The 21,936-nt window shown below is 55.0% G+C and carries 18 protein-coding genes; 10 read left to right on the plus strand and 8 right to left on the minus strand.

Going from position 1 to position 21,936, the window contains the following annotated elements; all coding sequences use genetic code 11:
- The first annotated feature begins 12 nt into the window (after positions 1 to 12).
- On the plus strand, positions 13 to 630 hold the full coding sequence (hisIE, locus tag VAE57_RS03025; protein ID WP_322820431.1) for a bifunctional phosphoribosyl-AMP cyclohydrolase/phosphoribosyl-ATP diphosphatase HisIE: 618 nt from the start codon (positions 13 to 15) through the stop codon (positions 628 to 630).
- Positions 631 to 655: 25 nt separating this feature from the next.
- Positions 656 to 2,656, plus strand: a complete 2,001-nt coding sequence (locus VAE57_RS03030) for a response regulator (protein WP_322820432.1) — start codon at positions 656 to 658, stop codon at positions 2,654 to 2,656.
- A gap of 3 nt (positions 2,657 to 2,659) precedes the next feature.
- Here VAE57_RS03030 and rimM read toward each other — a convergent pair whose 3' ends face one another.
- From rimM to ffh, 4 genes are all read right to left on the minus strand, one after another.
- Entirely contained in the window at positions 2,660 to 3,169 is a 510-nt protein-coding gene (gene rimM, locus VAE57_RS03035; RefSeq protein WP_322820433.1) for a ribosome maturation factor RimM, read from the minus strand.
- A 63-nt stretch (positions 3,170 to 3,232) separates the two neighbouring features.
- Positions 3,233 to 3,460: a KH domain-containing protein gene (locus tag VAE57_RS03040; RefSeq protein WP_012257920.1), complete on the minus strand. Its 228-nt coding sequence runs from the start codon at positions 3,458 to 3,460 to the stop codon at positions 3,233 to 3,235.
- A gap of 22 nt (positions 3,461 to 3,482) precedes the next feature.
- A complete protein-coding gene (gene rpsP / locus VAE57_RS03045; RefSeq protein WP_322820434.1) occupies positions 3,483 to 3,752 on the minus strand; it encodes a 30S ribosomal protein S16 in 270 nt (89 codons plus the stop codon).
- A gap of 145 nt (positions 3,753 to 3,897) precedes the next feature.
- Positions 3,898 to 5,250, minus strand: a complete 1,353-nt coding sequence (gene ffh, locus VAE57_RS03050) for a signal recognition particle protein (protein ID WP_322820435.1) — start codon at positions 5,248 to 5,250, stop codon at positions 3,898 to 3,900.
- A 461-nt stretch (positions 5,251 to 5,711) separates the two neighbouring features.
- Here ffh and VAE57_RS03055 point away from each other — a divergent pair, with 461 nt between their 5' ends.
- The 3 genes from VAE57_RS03055 (at position 5,712) to VAE57_RS03065 (ending at position 8,872) form a co-directional block, all read left to right on the plus strand.
- Entirely contained in the window at positions 5,712 to 8,108 is a 2,397-nt protein-coding gene (locus VAE57_RS03055) for a hypothetical protein (protein ID WP_322820436.1), read from the plus strand.
- Entirely contained in the window at positions 8,105 to 8,632 is a 528-nt protein-coding gene (locus VAE57_RS03060) for a hypothetical protein (protein ID WP_322820437.1), read from the plus strand. The genes VAE57_RS03055 and VAE57_RS03060 overlap by 4 nt, the downstream gene beginning before the upstream one ends.
- 114 nt (positions 8,633 to 8,746) lie before the next feature.
- Complete coding sequence (locus VAE57_RS03065; protein WP_322820438.1) at positions 8,747 to 8,872, plus strand: hypothetical protein; 126 nt, start codon at positions 8,747 to 8,749, stop codon at positions 8,870 to 8,872.
- A gap of 92 nt (positions 8,873 to 8,964) precedes the next feature.
- Here VAE57_RS03065 and VAE57_RS03070 read toward each other — a convergent pair whose 3' ends face one another.
- From VAE57_RS03070 to rpsO, 4 genes are all read right to left on the minus strand, one after another.
- Positions 8,965 to 10,656: a RecQ family ATP-dependent DNA helicase gene (locus VAE57_RS03070; RefSeq protein ID WP_322820439.1), complete on the minus strand. Its 1,692-nt coding sequence runs from the start codon at positions 10,654 to 10,656 to the stop codon at positions 8,965 to 8,967.
- 186 nt (positions 10,657 to 10,842) lie between these two features.
- Complete coding sequence (locus tag VAE57_RS03075) at positions 10,843 to 11,724, minus strand: alpha/beta hydrolase (protein WP_322820440.1); 882 nt, start codon at positions 11,722 to 11,724, stop codon at positions 10,843 to 10,845.
- A gap of 66 nt (positions 11,725 to 11,790) precedes the next feature.
- A complete protein-coding gene (pnp, locus tag VAE57_RS03080) occupies positions 11,791 to 14,058 on the minus strand; it encodes a polyribonucleotide nucleotidyltransferase (RefSeq protein ID WP_322820441.1) in 2,268 nt (755 codons plus the stop codon).
- A gap of 238 nt (positions 14,059 to 14,296) precedes the next feature.
- Positions 14,297 to 14,566, minus strand: coding sequence for a 30S ribosomal protein S15 (rpsO, locus tag VAE57_RS03085; protein WP_012257912.1), 270 nt, complete (start codon positions 14,564 to 14,566; stop codon positions 14,297 to 14,299).
- Between the two features lie 821 nt (positions 14,567 to 15,387).
- Here rpsO and VAE57_RS03090 point away from each other — a divergent pair.
- From VAE57_RS03090 to VAE57_RS03110, 5 genes are all read left to right on the plus strand, one after another.
- A complete protein-coding gene (locus VAE57_RS03090; RefSeq protein WP_322820442.1) occupies positions 15,388 to 16,998 on the plus strand; it encodes a gamma-glutamyltransferase family protein in 1,611 nt (536 codons plus the stop codon).
- Between the two features lie 47 nt (positions 16,999 to 17,045).
- Entirely contained in the window at positions 17,046 to 18,548 is a 1,503-nt protein-coding gene (locus VAE57_RS03095; RefSeq protein WP_322820443.1) for an acyl--CoA ligase, read from the plus strand.
- Between the two features lie 26 nt (positions 18,549 to 18,574).
- Entirely contained in the window at positions 18,575 to 19,531 is a 957-nt protein-coding gene (coaA, locus tag VAE57_RS03100) for a type I pantothenate kinase (protein ID WP_322820444.1), read from the plus strand.
- A gap of 27 nt (positions 19,532 to 19,558) precedes the next feature.
- Positions 19,559 to 20,539, plus strand: a complete 981-nt coding sequence (locus tag VAE57_RS03105; RefSeq protein WP_322820445.1) for a 2-dehydropantoate 2-reductase — start codon at positions 19,559 to 19,561, stop codon at positions 20,537 to 20,539.
- 322 nt (positions 20,540 to 20,861) lie between these two features.
- A complete protein-coding gene (locus VAE57_RS03110; protein WP_322820446.1) occupies positions 20,862 to 21,731 on the plus strand; it encodes an ABC transporter permease in 870 nt (289 codons plus the stop codon).
- The last annotated feature ends 205 nt before the right edge of the window (positions 21,732 to 21,936 follow it).

Here is a 21,936-nt window from a genome sequence, read left to right on the forward strand (position 1 = left end):
TACACCGGACGCATGGTGTCCATAAGTGATACAGAACTACTACCAGCTATCGTACAACATGCCCGCAGCGGCGAAGTATTAATGCTGGGATATATGAATAAAGAGGCGCTAACTGCCACGCTCACCAGCGGCTTTGTCACGTTTTATAGCCGCTCGCGTCAGCGCCTGTGGCGTAAAGGTGAGACAAGTGGCAACACCTTACGACTCGTCGAGATTCGGCAGGATTGTGATGGCGATGCCTTATTAGTCCTGGCAGAACCGGCCGGCCCAACCTGTCATACGGGCCGGCCAGGTTGTTTCTTCCGTGATCTCGATGAAACGGAAGTTTTTGGGCCAGTACCACCGGTCGCCATTCTGGCACGTCTGGCAGATCGTATCCAGTCCCGCCGCGATTCTACACCAGGCGAGTCCTACACCGCTAAACTACTCCACGGCGGTGTTGATCGGATCGGCAAGAAGATCGGCGAGGAAGCAGCCGAAGTGATTATTGCCGCCAAAAATGGGAACCCGGCAGAGATCGCCTACGAATTGGCCGATCTTATCTACCATAGCCTGGTGTTGCTTGAACAGCAAGGAATGACAGCAGAGGCAGTGTGGGCTGAACTGGCCCGTCGCTATAGCTCCTCGTAATCACTGGAGATTGCGGGATAACCGTATGAGCAGTTGGGCTGGCCACGTACTAGTTGTCGATGACGATCCGCAGTTACGCGACCTGTGTCGGCAAACGCTGACACGGATCGGGTTTGTGGTAACAACGGCTGCTGATGTCACGACAGCGTTGGAGGCGCTGGAACCAACGGTGTTTGACCTGGTTATGGTCGATCTGGTCATGCCAGGGATGAATGGTCTCCAACTGCTCGAATTGATCCGATCACGTGACATCAGTGTGCCCATTTTGATTGTCAGTGGCGCTGCTTCTATCGAGCAGATTTCCTACGCTATGCGCCTCGGTGCCCGTGGTCTGTTGATTAAACCGTTCCGCGCCCAGGAATTGGCCGATATGGCTCGCGAGCTAGTTGCCAAACGGCAGGCCATACGAGCCAGTGATCGCCTGGCAGCGTTGCGACCACTGTTGCAGATCAGTCAGCATCTGTTGGCTGAGCTTGATCAGTCACGCCTATACGCCTTGATTATCGAAACGGTACGGGTTGAGGTGCATGCTGAACGCGCCTCGCTCATGCTGTTGGAGCCGGATGAGCAGGCTCTCCGCATCGTGGCCTGCACCGGCCTGCCTGACACGGTCGGCATTGGTGCCCTGATACCGGTAGCCAGGAGTATCTCTGGATGGGTAGTTCGCCATCGCCAGCCACTGCTGATTGATCAGCACCTTGTCTTATCACCCTGGTATCAAGCACTTAAGCCTCATCTCCTGGCCCCAGAACTGACTACCGCGTTGTCGGTTCCCATCATGGCTGGCGAGCATGTGCTTGGTGTACTCAACGCAGCAAAAGCAACGCTCGATGCGGCCTTTACGGCTGCTGATCAAGAACTATTACAACTGCTCGCCGGGCAGGCAGCCGTGGCGATTGAGAACGCCCGGTTGTACAGTGAGGTCTTGCGTTCGGAAGAGCGCTATCGCGCACTCCTCCGCCATGCCAACGATGCGGTCTTGCTGCTCGATGCAACCGGGATGAACGTTCTCGATGCCAATTTAGCGTTGACCCGCCTGTCGGGGTATCCTGGAGAGGAAATATTGAGGCTCAACCCTTGCCGCTTGTTGCCAACCTTGCCTGCCCTGTTGAGCACTGCGGTCAACGGTCGCAGTGAGCATAGTGAAATCGAAACGACACTCTGTACCGCCGATGGGCATGAGACTGCGGTAGCAGTGAGCGTCAGTGTAGTGCCTGATGGCGATCAGCGCCTCTTTCTGGTCATTGCTCGCGACATCAGCGAGCGACAGCGTCTGGCGCGCGAGCTTGCGCAGGCCGAAAAACTTGCGGCAATTGGCCGTCTTGCTACCGCAATGGCGCATGAGATTAATAACCCACTGCAAGCGCTTTCCAGTACAGTCCACCTCTTACAGCACTCTGATCTACCACCAGAACGACGCGATCTCTACCTGACCAAGGCTGCCGCTGAACTTGATGGATTAATTCAGCGCGTGCAACGCATTCTCGACATCTCACGCCCTAACCTCGACGGCCGTCGCCCGGTTGATCTCAATCAAGTCGTGATCGATGTGATTGCAGCGTATCGCCAGACCCTGATCGTCCGCAACATTCGATATGTTGGTGAACTGACCTCGACGCTGCCGTGGGTCACAGCCGTCATCAGCCATCTGAAACAGGTGTGTCAGACATTAGTCCAAAATGCAATCGAGGCCATGCCAGAAGGCGGTACACTCCGTATCCGCACCTATCTGCGTCCACCAGACGGTGAACCAGACCGGGCATCCTTCTGGCGCGCCGGCGGCGGTTCGCGCCAGTTTCCCTCTGAGCAGGCAGTTGTGTTAGAGATCAGTGATACCGGGGTGGGCATTGCGCAGGAAGAGGTGCCCAAGATTTTTGAACCGTTTTACTCGACACGCTTTGACGGGCTGGGAATAGGTTTGTCGCTCTGCTACAGTATCGTGGATTTTCACGGTGGTGAGTTATGGGTGCGTTCGCAGCCTGAGCAAGGAACAACCTTCAGAGTTATTCTACCGGTTGCCCAGTAACATTCAATCGAGTAAACCGGCAATCGGGCGGATAACCAGCCGCCGTTCACCGACATCAATTGCCACGATAAAATCACGAACCATCGGCACCAGTGCATCAGGGCGTCCGCGACGGGTAATCACCACGATCTCACCAGCACCGGTTTCGAGAATATCGCGCACCTCACCAATATTTTCGCCACTGTCGGTAATCGCCTGCATTCCGATCACATCGTGATAAAAGAACTCATCTGCCGCGAGTGGAGCAGCATCAGCCGCAGCAATATAGACTTCTTCCCCGCGCAAATTAGCCGCTGCATCTCGATCTGTGATTGTCTGCAATTGAATAATGAGCAGCCCCGGCTTGTGCATGTAGAGACGCGAAACCTGGTGCGGAATACGTTTCGGCCCAATAAAGACGGTGCGCAGATGGCGAATCAGATATTCAGGATGACTGGAGATAGAATGTAGCCTGATCTGACCACGCACCCCGAAGGGCGCACCCAGAGCACCAATATAGAGCAGATCGTCCATAACAACCCACAACAAAGCAACCGATCGGCGCAAATGGCCGACCGGTTGCCGATGGCTACCGACTTATTCGATATCGACGTGTACGCGCTTCTTCTGACGGGCTGCTGCGACGCCCATCAGATCACGAATTGCCTTCGCCACCCGTCCATTGCGTCCGATAACTTTGCCGGTCTCGGAAGGCGCAACCGACAAATGATACGTAATCGTGAAACGCCCGCTGCGTTCCTTAATGCGAACCGCTTCAGGCGTATCAACCAGATTGCGAGCGATATATTCGAGGAGCGCTTTCATTGAAGCTCCCTCCACTGTAGGACTAGGCTTCGGCAATGACCCTACCCTGCTCGTCGAGTACATTAACCCGCTTCAGCAACTTCACCACAACATCAGTCGGTTGGGCCCCAACACCGAGCCAGTACCGGGCACGATCGGCCTTGATCTCCAAAACCTTCGGCTGACGGGTTGGCAGATAGTAGCCAATAGTCTCGATAAACTTACCATCGCGCGGTGAGCGCGAATCAGCAACTACAATGCGATAGCTCGGCTGTTTAGTCTTGCCGGTGCGGCGCAGACGAATTTTAACCATAGGTTGTATCGTTCCTCACACTCAGACCAACAATAACGCACTAGTTCTATAGTATAGCACAAAATTAGCTTCGCGTTGCAAGCGTGACAGCAGCACGGCCATTAACTCTAACCGTCATTTACGGATCACCTGTCAACACCCTATCTCAGCGCAAGCGACGCAGCAGTTCATTTGGATCAATACCACCACGGCCCTTACCACCCTTACCGGCCAGTTGTTTCATCATACGCTGCATCTGTTGAAACTGCTTGACCAATTGACTAACCTCTTGCACCGAGGTACCACTGCCGCGGGCAATACGCTCGCGCCGACTCCCCTTGATAATCTCCGGTCGTCGTCGCTCTTCAGGAGTCATCGAGTAGATAATAGCTTCAACTCGCTTGACATGGCGCTCATCAAGCAACTCTTCATTCCGGGCTAACTGATTGAGACCGGGAATCATTGCAATAATTTGCTGCAACGGCCCTAATTTTCGCATTTGATGGAGTGAATTGAGAAAGTCCTCGAAGTCGAATTCACCCTTACTGAGACGCTTCTGCATCTTCTTCGCCTGCTCGGCGTCGTAGAGCTGTTCGGCGCGTTCAATCAGTGATAACACATCACCCATGCCAAGGATGCGTGACGCCAGTCGATCAGGGTGGAAGACTTCGAGCGTATTACCATCAACCTTCTCACCGGTCGAGAGGAATTTGATCGGCACACCGGTCACAGCCCGTACCGACAGCGCTGCACCACCCCGCGCATCGCCGTCCATCTTGGTCATCACTACGCCGGTTAGCTTGACACGCTGATTGAACGTCTCAGCCACCCGCACCGCTTCCTGACCGGTCATGGCATCAACGACCAGCAACCGCTCGATAGGATGAACCCGCTTCTCAATCTGCTCCAGCTCTTGCATGAGCGGCTCGTCGATCTGAAGCCGACCGGCAGTGTCAATAATGACCACATTAAACAGTTCCTTGCGGGCATGTTCAAGTGCGTGCTCGGCAATATCTGGTGGGCTGGCCTGTGTGCCTTCGCTGTACACCGGAATGTTGAGCTGCCGACCCAATGCCTGTAATTGCGTAATTGCCGCCGGACGATAGACGTCAGCCGCAACCAGCAAGACCCGCTTACCCTTCTTGCGCAAATGGAGCGCCAGTTTGGCGGCTAATGTCGTTTTACCGGTACCCTGCAAACCCACCAGCATGATCACTGTCGGGCCAGGGCGCGCCTCTTGCAGGGGAACGTTTTCTGTACCCAACAGGTTGATCAATTCTTGATGAACGATCTTGATCACCTGTTGATGTGGGGTCAGGCTTTTGGTGACCTCTTCGCCAATAGCCTGCTCAGTCACTTTAGCCACAAACTCTTTGACGACCCGAAAGTTAACGTCGGCTTCGAGCAGGGCCAGGCGCACCTGCTTCATCGCCTCACGGACATCATCTTCGGTGAGACGACCCTTACTGCCTAGTTTTTGAAAAACGGCCTGTAAGCGATCAGAAAGACTTTCAAACATAGCCGATACTCGTTTCGTTGTGACTTGCTCCGATCAGTATTCTTGCTGTTAGCATTGTACGGGTGAGCAGCGCTGGCGTCAATGTTATCAGGAAACCCAAGTTGCTACCTCTGTCACCACAGAGGCACGGAGGACACCGAGGAATGGGCATACCCCGAGTTGCAACCTTACAACATGAAGGATCGCGTCGATGGGAACCGACTGCTACCCACATCGTTCATACAATTACGATGCACGGTGTTGCACACAGCATTGTGTGTTCATCCTGGCATTCAGCCTCACATGGCCTGCCTACAGCATAGCATAGGTGGCAACTTGGGTTATCAGGAACGAATACTGCGAACAAAAGCGTTCTGCTCGTAGTTCTTGTGCCATCTGGTGCTGAGTCAGGCCCCAACCACTTCTGGTATAATCGCTATAGTATGCAATCACTTGAGATTCATGCAGACCACCGTGTTGCGGTGGCCGGAACAATTATCGCTAACAGTACACGAGCGCTCGTCGTAACACCTGCTCTTCACCAGCAAGTGGCGGTTACGCGCGGTCAGCTTTTTGTGTTATGTGAACCGATAGGCCCTGTTGAGCGTGCTGAACATGCCTGCCGAATTGTCACACGAAGCATTCGCCACACCTTCTACGAGAGCGAAGCTACCAGCGCGGCATCGGCATTGCGCTTAGCAATTGTTAACGCCAACAAAGCGTTGTATCAGGATAACATGCGACATTCGCCGGCCCGCCGTATGACTGTCGGCGTTACTGCGATTGCCCTACTCGGCAACGATCTCTTCATCGCCCAGGTGCAACCGGCTCAGGTTTTCTTGCGTTGCAGCGGAAAACTCCGTGCTATCCCAACCCATCCATCCTGGGATCCGGCTCAGGTGAATGCAGCCCAGATTGCGCTCACCAACGCCCTGGGAGCCAGTCTGTTCGTTGAGCCAGAGTTCTTTCGTGCCGTCGTACAGCCAGGTGATGCTGTGTTGTTGAGCAGCAGCACCCTGATCAGTCGCTTCGATCCACCAGCAATGGCAGCACTTCTGGCCCAGGTAGATGCGGCAGCAATCATCGATACGGCTCACGCCCGCATTGCCGACTTGCCATCAACCGAACTACTGGCGTTCACTGTTCACGAACCGGCCCCCCGGCCCACACCATCGCCGACGCCTTCTGCACATCAGGCGCAACGAGACAAGAGACAGAGCACAGTTACGACCGAACTGAAAGCTGATCCACTCTTCACCCTACCACCACAACCGGCTTTTACGCCAAATCCACTGCCACGCCCAGCCCCTATCGATCTCGGCGAACCGCTGGCGGAACGGGTTGTACGGCAGGCCACACCGTTACCCCCGTCGAGCATTTTAGGTGAGAATCCACCGCAATCGCCCCCGATTGATCTGGGGGACACCTTCGCCAATGGTCAGCCGTATGGCCTTCGTCATCCCATACGGCCGCCAGATACTATGACGTGGAGTGAACGACTGGCATGGCCGTGGTTAGCCCTGAGTGATATGGTGCGCGAATGGCGACGTGAGCGACAACTGCGACGTAAAGCGTTGACGATCAGTAGTTATGTGCCACGAGGGCGTGGTCTGACCTACAGTCGTACCGCACCACCGATTCCCTGGCCGTTATTGCTGGTCACTGTGCTGATTGTCGGTATTGCCATTGTATACGGCATCAACCTCTCACAGCAGAATAACCTGCAACTGGCGACCGAATATCTGGTCGCGGCTGAAGAGCGGGTCGCCGCAGTGCGCACGGCACCTGATGAGACAACGGCTCGTGAGGCATTACTCATTGCCAAACAGGCGATTGATGTGGCCCGTACCAGCCCGGAAATTACGACCACCAATCCGGGATTGTGGCTACGCTTCAGTGAACTTGAACGCGAGTATGAACGATTACTGGCGGCGGTTGATCGGGTTTCTTTTCTTGAACCAACCTTGCTGGCAAGTCATCCGTTGCCAAATGGTATCTTTACTACCATTATTGTACCGCCAGCAATAAGCAGTGTCACCGATCCGGCAAACCTGACAGCACTGCGCTATCTATACGCACTGGATAGCGATCCCGATACCGCCCGTCTCTACCGGATTCCCCGTGACGGCGGTACGCCAGAGCCATATCTCGAACCCGGTCAGACTGTCGGAGCAGCGATAGTCGGCTCTTTACGCGCAGCACTCTGGCGTATCGACCAAGTGGTAGCGATTGATCAGGCGCCAAACGGATTCGGTTACTACTTCCGCCAGAATGACACCTGGAACTACTCAAAACTGGGAAGTTCCGAAATCTGGATCAATCCCGAACGGCTCGATGTCGAAGAATATGCCGGTAATCTGTATATCTGGGGTGCCCAGCCTGGTGAAGTGTTAAAGTTTTCGTCGGGCCGCTACGGCGATACACCTGAATTCTGGCTCAACCCCGGCGTGACCCGTGATGCTGCTGTCCTTTCGGCAATTGATATGGCTGTTGATGGTAGTATCTACCTGCTGCAAAAGAATGGCACAGTGCTGATCTTTAGTTTCGGGCAACTGGTAGGCCAGCTTACCCCCAGTAATGTCTCGCCCCCTGTTGCCGAGGTGTCACGGTTTGTGATCACCGGCCCACCTGATGCCGGTTATATCTTTATGCTCGAACCGGCGCAGGAGCGTATCTTACAGCTTGATAAGCGTACTGGCGAGCTGATCCAGCAACTACGGGTACGCGCCGACAGTAACCTGCGCCTGAGCCAACTGACCGCCCTGAGTATCGATACGAGCAGTGCCCGTCCGATACTCTACATTGCCAGTGCCGGTGATATTGTGCGTGCCGAACTCCCAACACCGCCACGCAGCTTTCGTGAAGAAGCCCGCCCATGAAACACGTTATCCTCTGGTGTTGTTTGCTGCTCCTGCTAAGTGGCTGTGGTGTAGCCGATCTGGAAGAAGACATCGGTTTAGGGGGTGTTACTCCTGAAGCTGTGGTCGAGAGCTTTCTTGAGGATTTTAATACCGCCCTGGCCGATCCAATGCTTCGTGAGCCAACTGCCCGCCAGGTGTGGGCCAACCGTCTGGCAAGTTATTTTGCACCCAGCGAACGCGCCGATCAACGCCTGCTGATGCAGGAGATGCTCAACGGGTTTGTAAATAGTAATACGCAACCCGCCCGTGGCAGTCGTGCAGAGGTTGTGATCACGTATGACCGTACCCGCGTGCTTCAGGCCGATGACCTGACAGCCCTGGTTGAAGTAGTCAATGGTGTGATTACAGTGCGCTGGCGCGATGCGGAAGACAACGTCATTCTTGAACGCAACGGTGTCCTGCTGCGCTTGATCGGACGCGAAACAGGCGGGTTACCGGTAGTTCGGGTTGATGGCCGCTGGTATTTGACCGAAGCCGGTTAGCGTAGCTTTGGAATGCGGCAGCCATGCCGCCGCATCCACCGACCTCTGTACCGGAGGTATAGAGTAACGCCGACCCGCCATACCAAATCTTCATAGGTACAGTGAATTCTGCTGATGGACTCATCGCGGTTCATCAGTCCGATGATGACCGTTACCGATCGCCGAGGGGTTGATCTGGCCCACACCCGTCATCACCTGTACCACGGTCGACAGGCTGGAAGCCTGCGCCACGATCCGTAGCACCTCACACGCATGAGGTAGCAATTCGGGTTATGCCCATCCTCTGTGTCCTCTGTGTCTCTGTGGTGACAAAGGTAGCAACTTGGGTTAGCTCAATGCCACCTCTGCCTGCCAACCCTAAGTGCCTGTGATGAGGCGCAAACGTCACAGCCAGTACGACAGGCGGCAAGTTGTTGACCAAAATACGCTGCCAGTATCTGATGCCGGCAACGCTGCCTGCGCACATAATCGGTCATAGCCTCTATTCGCTGCTCCTGATATTGCCGGAACCTTTCCAGCCAGTCCTCGACACGCTTGCCTGCGTCGGCTGGTGGAGGCAAGAGTTCAATGAGCGGCAGGCATAATCCCGGTCGGTAACGTAGCAGACCGGTGGCTTGCGCCTCTAACAGCACTGCTTCGATTTGAGCTACCGGAATATTGTGCTGATGGGCAAGGAGCATAAGATCGATTTCAATCGCTTCACGTGGAAGGTGGTGTAACCAGTCAGCGGCAGCCACCGTTCCGATTCGTTCGACCACCGCTGCCAGTGGCAGATCGAAATGACGTTTAAGCAGACCTACCTGTTCCAACACACTGATCCCGACTCGCGTCAGCACTTCACCATCGGGACCAAACTGGTACTGCAATGCATCAAGATCAATGACACCTGCAGGAACGGTGATTGTACGTCTGATTTGACGGTACAACTCACGCAGATTCTCGCGGGTAATCGTTGTTGATTGCAACCAGGTCCGCAATACACGAGCATCACTCTCGCTGAAAAAGAGAATACAGTGCGCCGGCAAGCCATCACGCCCGGCTCGGCCCGCCTCTTGATAATAGGCTTCAAGTGACGCAGGAAGATTGTAGTGAATGACAGCACGAATATCGGCTTTATCCACCCCCATCCCAAAAGCGACTGTTGCAACCAGGACTCGCGTCTTTCCGATCATGAACCGCTCTTGCACACCTACTCGATCAGGATGCAGAGCGTGATAGTGATCGGCAGCAACACCGGCAGAACGCAGTTCCAACGCCAGGTCTTCACAAGTCTGGCGCGCACGGGCATACACGATGATCGAGCCATCGATCTTCCGGCAGAGTTCAACCAGGCTACGGGCCTTCGACATCCCTGGTCGTACCTGTATCACCTGAAAAAACAGGTTAGGACGAAAGACAGGTACCTGAACTACCGCCAGCGGTCCAATCATCGTTTGCAACGCACGGATCGTATCAGAGGCAGCCGTAGCTGTCACAGCCAGAACCGGCGGTTGGCCGAGTTCATTCATGGCCCGACCGATGAACAAATAATCAGGGCGAAAATGCTGCCCCCATAAGCTGATACAGTGCGCCTCATCGATCACCAGACGGGATACGCCGCAGTGGCGAAGTGCAAAGAGAAATGAGCGTTGCCGCAGACGTTCAGGGGCGACATACACCAGTTTGTACTTACCGGCAGCAATCGCCCGTAAGCGGTCGCGCACCTCACCTGTAGTAAGGGTAGAGTTGATGATTGTTGCCCGTTCTTGAACGGCAGGTGGTAAGCGGTCTACCTGATCCTTCATTAACGCGATCAAAGGGCTAATCACCACTGTGGCCTGTGGTAAAAGCTGGGCCGGTAACTGATAGGTCAACAACTTGCCGGCACCGGTCGGTAAGACGGCCAGAGTCGATTCGCCACGCAATACACGATCAATAATCTGCTCTTGATGAGGGCGGAACGTACTGAAACCGAACACATCGCGTAAGACGACAGAGGCTTCAGGTGGCAGGTTTGTGGAATAGAGACGTCGCTGAGTTGCCATAGTCAATACCGCTGATATGACAGCCGGCAGTATTTGAGCCGGTGTACACCATACATGTATATAACCGTCTACACCCGGTAAAGGGTACACCAGAATCGGGTTGTTCTTCTAACTTCGGAGGAGCGAATCTCGCCAGCAGGTCAAAGCAACAGACAGTGGCGCTATGATGTCACGCATCAGCGCCATTCAGCGGTGAGGGATTGGCTGCGCTAACCAGCGTGCAATCAGCCCGGCTACTTCTGCAGGACGTTCCATCGGAAGCATATGACCGGCTTCCACCTCGGCGAAGGTGGCGTGCGGTACCACCCGATGCAACCGTTGCCAGACTGAATCGGTAATCAGGTCAGAGCGTGTCCCCCGTACAATCATCAACGGTATGCGCAGGCGTCGTAAATCATGCCAGGCATCAAGGGGAGAAGAGGCAAAAATATGCGCTTCCCACCGTTTTGGCCAGGCCAGTGTGTAGCCCTGGTCATGCGAACGTAACCCACCTCGCAGATACCCTTCAAGCGCATCAGGGGTAAAATCAGCGAACACCCCACGACCCTGCCAGCGCTGCCTGGCCTCATCAATACTGGCAAAGTGATCGCGCCGACGTAAAGCACCCTGTGCCAGGGGAAAGCGGTATCCCTGACCACTCTGACGTAACAACCAGATCAGTATCTGCAAGCGTCGGCGAAAGAGCACCGGATCGATCAGCACAATCCGCTGGAAGAGTTCAGGCCGTTCTACTGCGGCGTACAATGTCAGAATACCACCAAGTGAATGGCCGATACCAACCACCGGTTCGCTGGTCACCGCCTGAAGATCGGCGATCAAATCAGCAGCCAAATCGCGCCATGTCCCTCCCGGCTGCGCATCCCCATCGACGCGCAGCGGACGTGGCCGGTATCCCAGAATGCGCCCAAAGGACGCAAGCCCGGCGGCGAGAGGGACATAGGCTTCCGGTGGAAAGCCATTGGCAGGCGCGATATGGATGAGACGGGGGCCGGCACCCCCGAGCTCACAATACGTAAGGGCAGTGGTCTGTGTTGTCACGGCATGTGCAGCAATACTATCTGCCCGCATTGAACCTCAATATGAAGATGAGCCACAAAGCTATCTTGAGGTGCATTTGTGGTTCAACGTAGTCCTCTAATCATCGCGCCGACGTGGACGCGGACGATCACCTTCACGGCGTGGCCCACGCAGCTCGTCACGCAGATTTCGCGGCTCATCACGTCCGCCGCGCTGCTCCTCACGTGGACGCGGACGTGGTGCAGCACCAGCAGCTTTACGCTCTTCGGGCGTTTCGCCAGTCAGCACTGCCCGTCGGCTGAGACTAATCTTCCCGGTAGTGCGATCAATATCGATCACCATCACATTAATCTCATCACCGAGCGAGACTACATCCTCAACATTCTCGACCCGCTTTTCATCAAGCTCCGAGACATGAACCATGCCGTCTTTACCGGGCAAGATATTCACAAACGCCCCAAATGGCTTAATGCTGACCACTTTACCGAGGAAAATGTCACCAACCCTGGCTTCGCGAGTCAACCCCTCGATCATACTGATCGCCTGCCTGGCTGCGGCACCATCAGGGGTTGTGATAAAGACACGGCCATCGTCTTCAATATCAATCTGCGCACCGGTCGTCTCACAGATATTGCGAATCGTCTTACCGCCGGGACCAATCAGGGCGCCGATCTTATCAACCGGAATCTGGATCGTCATAATGCGCGGTGCATAGATTGACAGCTCTGGCCGTGGAGCACTGATCACCTCGTTCATCTTATCAAGAATGAACAGGCGACCGGCCCGGGCCTGAGCAAACGCCTCGCGCATAATCTCATAGGTAATACCGGTTGTCTTGATATCCATCTGCAAACCGGTAACACCTTTTGCCGTACCGGCCACTTTGAAGTCCATATCGCCAAGGGCATCTTCCAGGCCCTGAATATCGGTCAACACGCGCCAGCGACCATCTTCACCGGTAATCAAACCCATGGCCACACCGGCAACCGGCGCCTTGATCGGCACACCGGCATCCATCAGGCTCAGCGATGAACCGCAGACCGATGCCATTGATGACGAGCCATTCGAGGAGAGCACCTCAGACACCAGCCGGATCGTGTAGGGAAAATCCTTCTCATCGGGCAACACAGCGTACAGCGAGCGTTCGGCCAATGCGCCGTGGCCAATATCACGCCGCCGCGGTGTCCCAATCCGCCGCACCTCACCCGTACTGAAAGGCGGAAAATTGTAGTGATGAATGTAGCGTTTGGAAGTCTCGATACCGAGATCGTCTACTTTCTGCTCGTCGCCGGGCGAGCCAAGCGTGGTAATCGTCAACACCTGGGTCTGCCCACGGGTAAAGACTGCCGAACCATGCACGCGCGGGATCACACCGACTTCGATACTGATCGGGCGAATTTCATCGAGCGCACGGCCATCGACCCGGATACCTTCATCGAGAATAGCGTTACGCACCTCATCTTTCAGGAGCTTTTCAAACGCCTTCGTGACCTCTTTGGTGCGGTTCGCTATCTCTTCTTCCGGTTCATCAGCCGTAAAATGGGCAATCACTTCAGCCTTCAGCGCTTCCGTTTGAGCTTCACGTTCTTGCTTGATCGGACTACGTACCGCTTTGCGCAGCCGGTCACCCATCCACGCACTGATCGCCTCTTCGAGCGAGGTGTCAACCACCGGCGGCATGAAGGGACGCTTCGGTTTGCCACAAAGCTGTACCAGTTGCTCTTGCAGATCACAGATCTGCTTGCAGACCGCATGGCCATCAATCACGGCCTGGAGCATCTCGTCTTCGGTCAACTCGTAAGCCCCGGCTTCAACCATCAGCACTGCATCTTTCGTACCGGCCACCACCAGATCGAGCCGGCTATCGGCAATCTCATTCATCTTGGGATTGACCACCAACTGACCGTTCAGATGCCCCATCTGCACCGCTCCCACCGGGCCGGCGAAGGGAATATCGCTGATACACAGCGCTGCGGAAGCGGCAATAATTGCCAGCGGCCCCGGATCGTTCTCCATATCAATCGAGAACGTCGTGATAATGACCTGAACCTCGTTGTAAAAACCTTTGGGGAAAAGTGGCCGCAGGGGGCGGTCGGTCAAGCGGGAGATAAGAATAGCCGTTGTGGTGGGCCGACCTTCGCGCTTGAAGAAATTACCTGGAATTTTGCCGACCGCATACATCTTCTCTTCGTAATCAACGGTCAGCGGGAAGAAATCGGTTCCTTCACGAGCTTCTTTGGCACAAACGACGGTAGCCAACAGCATCGTATCGCCATACCGGGCAACAACGGCACCATCAGCCTGTTCGGCAAAACGCCCGGCTTCCAGGGTGAGAGTTCGGCCAGCAATCTCCGCACTTACCGAATAGATATTCCGTTCTGTCATAGACTCCTGTTACTCCTTACCAGACCAGGGTGCCCGTGCACCCAATCAGCGGTATCCGGTCGCCGGTTGCGACCGGTGCGCGGAGTTCGGCACTGGTGTATACGCATGGAGAGTCACACGCGCACGCACCAATCCCGAACCACCGCGCCTGACAACCAACAAGCAAAGAGCGCCGGGCGGCGGATGCCGCTGGCGCCCTGCATACCCTTATCTTACACTGACGATTGCCTCTATCATACTAGCGACGCAGACCGAGGCGATTAATAACGTTGCGATAGCGTTCGCGATCTTTCGATTGCAGATAGTTGAGCAGTCGCCGCCGTCGCCCGACGAGCTTCAGCAGACCACGACGCGAGTGGTGATCGTGAGTATGAACGCGAAGATGTTCGATCAACTGATTGATGCGTTCGGTCAACAGCGCTACCTGTACTTCGGGCGAACCGGTATCAGTTTCGTGAATCTGATAACCGTTGATGATCTGCGATTTTTCTTCTTTTTCAAGCGCCACGAGCGGTTCCTCCTCGTGTAATCGCGCACGGGCCGGCGCAGCCCGGCGTTCCTGATATAAGCGCCGGTATTATAACACAGATCGTTGAATTTTGCCAATTTATGTCGTGCTGAGAGCGCGACATACGCTGCATTGTTGTTCGCCAGCGCGAAGTGCGAGAGTATGCGGAGGCGCTCTTTAAATTTCACCTGTGTCGAGTGCGCATTATTGTAGGGGTGATCGCCACTTCTTGCTATGCCATGTTCACCACAGAGACGCAGAGGACACCGAGGCAATAGGCAATGGACAAACGCGCCGGCACTTATCGTGCGCTGGCAGGATTGTGTTCACCGTAGAGATGCAGGGCTACTCCTAAACGCCCATCTCTACCCGAATCACTCTAAAGCACACTATCCCCTGGTTCTTGAACCTGTTTCAAAAACATCTCCTATTATCTCATTCATTCATAACGATCACACCCAGCATCATCGTGACCAGCCGGGTCAACGGCGTACCACGCACCGGATCGTGAGCATGGTTGCTGCGGCAGCATGGCTTCCGCACGCCAAACATCGCGACACACGCACGACAAGCGGGTAAGGCACCCAACCCAGCCCGTGATGGCATCGGGGATGGTCGTCAGCCCTCCTCGCTGTCATACCGGCAGACTGAGTGCAGGAGATACTGTCGTTGGTGATTGACAAGCGTTCAGGCGCCTATCGGCAGTAACACGGCAGCACAGCTTTGTATGAAATACGTTCTTCTGTCAAGCCGTAGCACAGTTCATTGTATAATCAAATATCTTTTCACAATCTGTCTGTCGAGCGCGAAGGAGCCTTGCCATGGATCTCAACCTGCACCACTTTCCTTATCCCGGACGGCGAGTACCGGTGATTGCCGAGCGCGGGGTAGTTGCCAGCAGTCACCCACTGGCATCTCAGGCCGGTATGCACATATTGCACGCTGGTGGGAATGCGGTTGATACTGCCATTGCCACTGCCGCTGCGCTTACCGTCCTGGAACCAACCTCAAATGGGCTGGGTGGTGATGGTTTCGCCCTGATTTGGGCAGGTGATCATCTGTACGGCATCAATGGTTCGGGAGCAGCGCCGGCCAGGTTGAGTCTTGACGCACTGATCGCTGCCGGGCATACCGCTATGCCAGCCTATGGTTGGTTGCCGGTGACTGTACCGGGCGTCGTGCGCATGTGGGGTGATATGCACGACCGGTTTGGGCGTTTGCCGCTCGCGCAGGTCCTGGCACCGGCCATCAGTTATGCTGCTGAAGGTGCGCCAACACCACCGATGGTCGCTTACTTCTGGGCACGAGGGGTTGCAGCCGCTCACAACCGTCACGGCCCTGAGTTTGCCGGTTTCTTGGCCACGTTTAGTATCGATGGACGGGCGCCACGACCAGGTGAGCGTTTCGTCAGCCCTGGTCACGCCCGTACCCTACGCCTGATCGCCCGACATGGCACCGATGTCTTCTACCAGGGTGAAATCGCAGAAGCGATTGATCGCTTCGCCCGCGCTACCGGCGGTCTGTTGCGGGCAGATGATCTGGCCCGCCATCGCTCGGAATGGGTAACACCCATCAGTATGCAGTACCGTGGCTATACCGTACACGAGATTCCGCCGAATGGTCAAGGGATTGCGGCGCTGATGGCATTTGGGATTCTCGATCACATCGATCTTAACGGCTATCCTCGCGAATCGGCAGCGTCATTCCACCGCCAGATCGAAGCGATGAAACTGGCTTTTGCCGATGCCTTTGCCTATGTTGCCGATCCAGCTAGCGTAACTGTGCCCATCAACGACATGTTGAATCGGCAGCGGCTGGCTGAACGTGTGCGCTTGATCGGTGAACAGGCCCAAACCTATGGCCCATCCAACCTGCCACGCGGTGGTACGGTCTACTTTGCCACAGTTGACCGTGACGGGATGATGGTGAGTATGATCCAATCAACGTACATGGGATTTGGTTCGGGGGTGGTAATCCCTGACTACGGTATCGCCCTCCACAACCGTGGTTGTGGCTTTGTATTGACTCCCGGCCATCCGAACCAGGTCGCTCCCGGTAAACGACCATTTCACACGATTATTCCCGGTTTCCTGAGCAAAGATGGCGTACCCATCGGCCCCTTTGGTGTGATGGGGGCACATATGCAGCCACAAGGGCACGTGCAGGTCATTGTCAACACCCTTGATTACGGATTGCACCCCCAGGCCGCACTGGATGCACCACGCTGGCGCTGGGAGCGCGATGGCACGCTGCGGCTCGAGCTGGAAACACCACGCCATGTCATTGAAGGACTGGCAGCTCGCGGACATCAGGTGGTGGTCGAAAGTGAATTGGGCGGCTTTGGTCGTGGACAGATTATCTGGCGTCTGGCCAGTGGCAGCTATGTAGCGGGTACTGAACCTCGTTGTGATGGGTTGGCGATTGGATGGTGAACACTACCGACAGTATACGAGACAATAAACGATGGGGGATGAAGACGATGCACCGTACCGTGTTTGATCTCCTGACAACTGGAAACAATAACGATCCCGCCCTGATTGCACCGGGTGGCCCGACCTGGAACTTCGCCGATCTGCGTGCCCAGGTATACCGTCTGGCCGAATGGCTCCAGAACCATGGGCTGGGGCGCGGCGACCGGATCGCGATTGCGCTCGGCAACGGCCCGGTAATGGCTATCACCTTTCTGGCCGCAGCTACCGCGGCAACGGCTGCACCACTTAACCCAAAATATCGGCGAGATGAGTTTGCCTTTTACTATGAAGACACCCAGGCCCGCGCATTAATTGTTGCCCCTGGCGAGGGCGACGAAGCCCGGGCTGCATTGCGTTCAGATATGCTGCTGATCGAAGCCGCCTTCAACAGCAACCATCAGCTCACCTTCTCGACATTAGGTACCGCCGGATCGCCACGCCGCGACGGCATGGCTACGCCCGACGACATTGCCATGATCTTGCATACCAGTGGCACCACCAGCCGGCCCAAACGGGTACCTATTCGCCATCGTAATCTGGCCGCCTCGACCAGCAATATCATCACCACCTATCAATTGAGCGCGGCAGATCGTTCGCTCTGCGTGATGCCTCTTTTCCACATTCATGGCATTGTTGCCTCGTTGCTGAGCCAGTTAGCCGCCGGCGGAGCCGTCATCTGTCCACCAGGTTTTGATGGTCTCAAATTCTGGAGCTGGGTGGAACAAGAGCGCCCAACCTGGTACTCGGCCGTCCCGACGATGCACCAGGTCCTCCTGGCCCGCGCCGGGCGCAACACTGCTATAATCAAAGCTAATCCATTCCGCTTCATCCGCTCCTCAAGTGCTCCCTTACCACCGGTTGTGATGGAGCAAATGGAAGAGGTCTTCGCTGCGCCGGTGATTGAAAGCTATGGCATGACGGAGGCTTCACATCAGATGACCTCGAATCCGTTACCACCCGGTCGGCGAAAACCCGGCTCGGTGGGAATTGGATTCGGGGTCGAAGTGGCTATCATGGATGAACACGGCCAGTTGTTGCCGGCAGGTGTGAAGGGCGAGGTTGTAGTGCGGGGGCCGAATGTCGTTGATGGGTACGAAAATAATCCTGAAGCAAATGCCACAGCATTTGTGAATGGATGGTTTCGGACCGGTGATCAGGGGTATCTCGACGAAGATGGCTATCTTTGTCTGACCGGTCGTATCAAAGAGTTAATTAACCGCGGTGGCGAAAAGATTTCGCCCCTAGAGATTGATGACGTACTGCTCCGTCATCCGGCAGTCGCTGAAGCCCTGGCCTTTGCCGTACCACATCCAACTCTGGGTGAAGAGGTGCATGCCGCTGTTGTATTACGCGAAGGCATGAGTGCCGACGAGCGTGAATTACGCGAGCACTGTGCCCGCCTGCTGGCCGATTTCAAAGTGCCTCGTGCAATCCATATTCTGAGCGCACTACCACGCGGTGCCACCGGAAAACTTCAACGGATCACGATGGCGAAAACTCTTGGATTGTAAGCAATGGGAGAAAGACAGGAACCGGCATGATCCTGAAGTCAGAATTTGAACGCCGCCTTTCACCATACATGAGTTTTTCGCGCTCAGAATGGGCAGCACTACGTAACGGCACGCCACTACCACTCAGTGCAGACGAGTTAGACACGCTGGTCAGTCTGAATGACACTGTCTCGATGGAAGACGTTGCCGACATCTACCTGCCACTGGTGCGCTTGCTACAAATCTACTACGACAATGCCTGTCGATTATACCAGGCCACCAGTGCATTTCTCGGCTCAGGAACGGCACGGGTACCGTATGTAATCGGCATTGCCGGTAGTGTCGCGGTAGGGAAGAGCAGCACAGCGCGCATCCTGCAAGCGCTCCTGGCACGTGGGCATGGACACCTCAAAGTCGATCTGATTACAACCGACGGTTTTCTTTACCCGAACCGCATTCTTCAGGAACGGGGGATCATGCACCGTAAAGGGTTTCCTGAAAGCTATGATCGGCGACGCCTCTTGCAGTTTATGGCCGATATTAAATCGGGGTATGGCCCGGTAAGTGCACCCGTCTATTCACACCTTATCTACGATATCGTGCCCGATCAAATGCAAGTCGTTGATCATCCAGATGTTCTGATTGTTGAAGGGTTGAATGTGTTACAGCGCGGCACCAATACTCGACGCGAACCACAACTCTATGTATCAGATTTCTTTGACTTCGCGATTTATGTCGATGCCGATGAACGTGATCTTGAACAGTGGTATATTGAACGATTTTTACGGCTGCGTGAAACGGCATTTCGTGATCCGTCGTCATACTTTCGCCGCTACGCTGAGCTGAACGAAGAGGAAGCTATCGCTACCGCACGCCGTATCTGGCGCGAGATTAATTATGTCAATTTAAAACAAAACATAGAACCGACGCGGTGGAGCGCCGATCTGATTCTAGTCAAAGGACCTCGCCACGAGCTAGAGCGAGTCTATCTTCGCAAACTGTAGGAACACGTACAAGGAGTAGCGGATCATATGCGCATCTGTATTGTTGGCGCCGGAGCGATTGGTGGCTGGTTGGGGGCAAAGCTGATCCAGGCCGGAGCCGAAGTAACAATGATCGCTCGCGGGAGCCATCTGGCAGCCATTACCGAACACGGGTTGACCGTTGAATACCGCGATGGTCGGCGTGAGGTGGTGCAACCGGCGCTGGCGACCTCTGATATGACAGTTGCCGGGCCGCACGATGTTGTGATCGTAGCGGTCAAAGCACAGTCCTTACCAGCGCTGGCAGCCCCCATGCGAGCGCTCTACGGCCCCGACACAGCCGTTGTCTACGCTCAAAACGGCATTCCCTGGTGGTATTTTTTTCGGCACGGTGGCCCATACGAAGGTCGGCGGATCGAGGCAGTTGATCCTGGTGGTGTGATCGCCGCACATACCGAGATTGAACGGGTCATCGGCTGCGTCGTCTATCCCGCCGCCGCCATCGAACGCCCTGGCATCATCCGACACATTGAAGGAAACCGTTTTACACTCGGTGAACCCGATGGCAGCCGGAGCGAGCGTGTGGTACGCCTGAGCAAATTGCTGGAGTCGGTCGGTTTACGAGCGCCGGTCAAGACCGATATTCGCAATGAAATCTGGCTAAAGTTGTGGGGAAATCTCTCGTTTAACCCGATCAGCGCATTGACCCGCGCTACCATTGACCGCATCATCGCCGATCAGGGCACGTACAATCTGGTCACAACAATGATGGCCGAAGCGCAACAGGTCGCCGAACAGCTAGGTATTCGGTTTCCGGTCTCGATTGAGCGGCGCATCCGCATGGCCGAGGAGATCGGCGCTCACAAAACCTCGATGCTGCAAGATATTGAAGCGAAGCGACCAACTGAAATCGATGCCCTGCTGGGAGCAGTGGTTGAGCTGGCCGAATTGACCGGTACGCCAACCCCGACGCTGCGGGCCATTTATGCCGTGACGTCATTACTGGATCGAATCAACTGTGAGTCGTGATGCGCACTGTTGGCTGTGACAATCCGACGCACCAACGGCATATCTGTAAGATGAGAAACTGTTTTGTAGATCCACGGCGAAACCACACCCTGGATTGAATACCTTCCACACCCGGTGATAAACGGGTTGCATAGAGATCATGGTGCGGCAGCATACCTTCTGCACCATGATCATCTGACAGGTATCTCCGCATCAAGGTCTCACAAGAGGCCACATGCCCTATAATGATGACAGGTAACACGTCTCGCTTGAATCTACACCCTCTCAACAGCAGAGGCACGATAACACGCATCCAGACTCGTCAAGCGGCAAAGGTATACGTATGCAGAGCATCATTGTGAACCCGGTATTGACCCGTGAACTCTTCGGTCGGATTCGTGGACGTAATGCCTGGCTTATTCTAAGCGGCTACCTGACCATCATTGGCGCTATTACCCTGCTGATTTATGCCGTATTTATCAGCTCGGCCTTCCCCAATGACCCCAACACAGCCCGTACCATCGGTAAAAGCATCTTTTTCACCGTGATGACTGCGGCGCTGGTACAGGTTTGCTTTCTATCACCTTCACTGACGGCAGGGGCAATTGTCGGCGAAAAAGAACGCCAGACTTACGATTTGCTGCTTGCCTCGTTGTTGTCACCACTTCAGATCATCACCGGCAAGCTCCTATCGGCAATTGCGTTTGCATTGTTGCTCATTATGGCTTCTCTCCCAATTGCCGGTCTATCCCTTCTTTTTGGCGGTATTACGGCACAAGAAATCCTGATCGGGGTTGTCAGTTTGTTGATCACGGCCATCTGCTATGCAGCAATTGGTCTTTTCTGGTCAACGGTGATGCGGTCGACGCTTGGTGCAACGGTAATGGCGCAGGGAACGGTGATCGCCATACTGTTGCTGGTGCCATTTCTCTTCTTTGTGATCTCACTATTGATCGGCGCATTTGATAGCGATCTTTCGCCGCTCTACATCTATACCATGGGGGCATTCATCTGCCTGCATCCGTTTATCGCCCTTGGTGCAACAGCTACCATCCTTGAGGAAGGAGGCGATCCATGGCTCTGGACAGTGCCTTCGTCTGTCGGCGATCTCACGGTACCCTCGCCCTGGCTGGTCTACATAGCGCTTATGATTATCGTCACGGTGATTTGTTTAAGTCTGGCCCTGCAGCGGATACGTCCGGCAGAAGAGTAGGCGGAATACGGGTGACGGTGCAGTGGGATAAATATATGATAACCCAAGTTGCTACCTTTATCACCACAGAGACACAGAGGACACAGAGGATGGGTAGAATCTGGGTTACTACCGTGAGACGTGACGTAGTATGTCCATAGGAACTGGCTGCTCCTCACATCGTTCATGCGAACATACCACACGGTGTTGCGTGTAACGTCGTGCT

Source organism: Chloroflexus sp. (assembly GCF_034434295.1).
Classification (GTDB): Bacteria; Chloroflexota; Chloroflexia; order Chloroflexales; family Chloroflexaceae; genus Chloroflexus.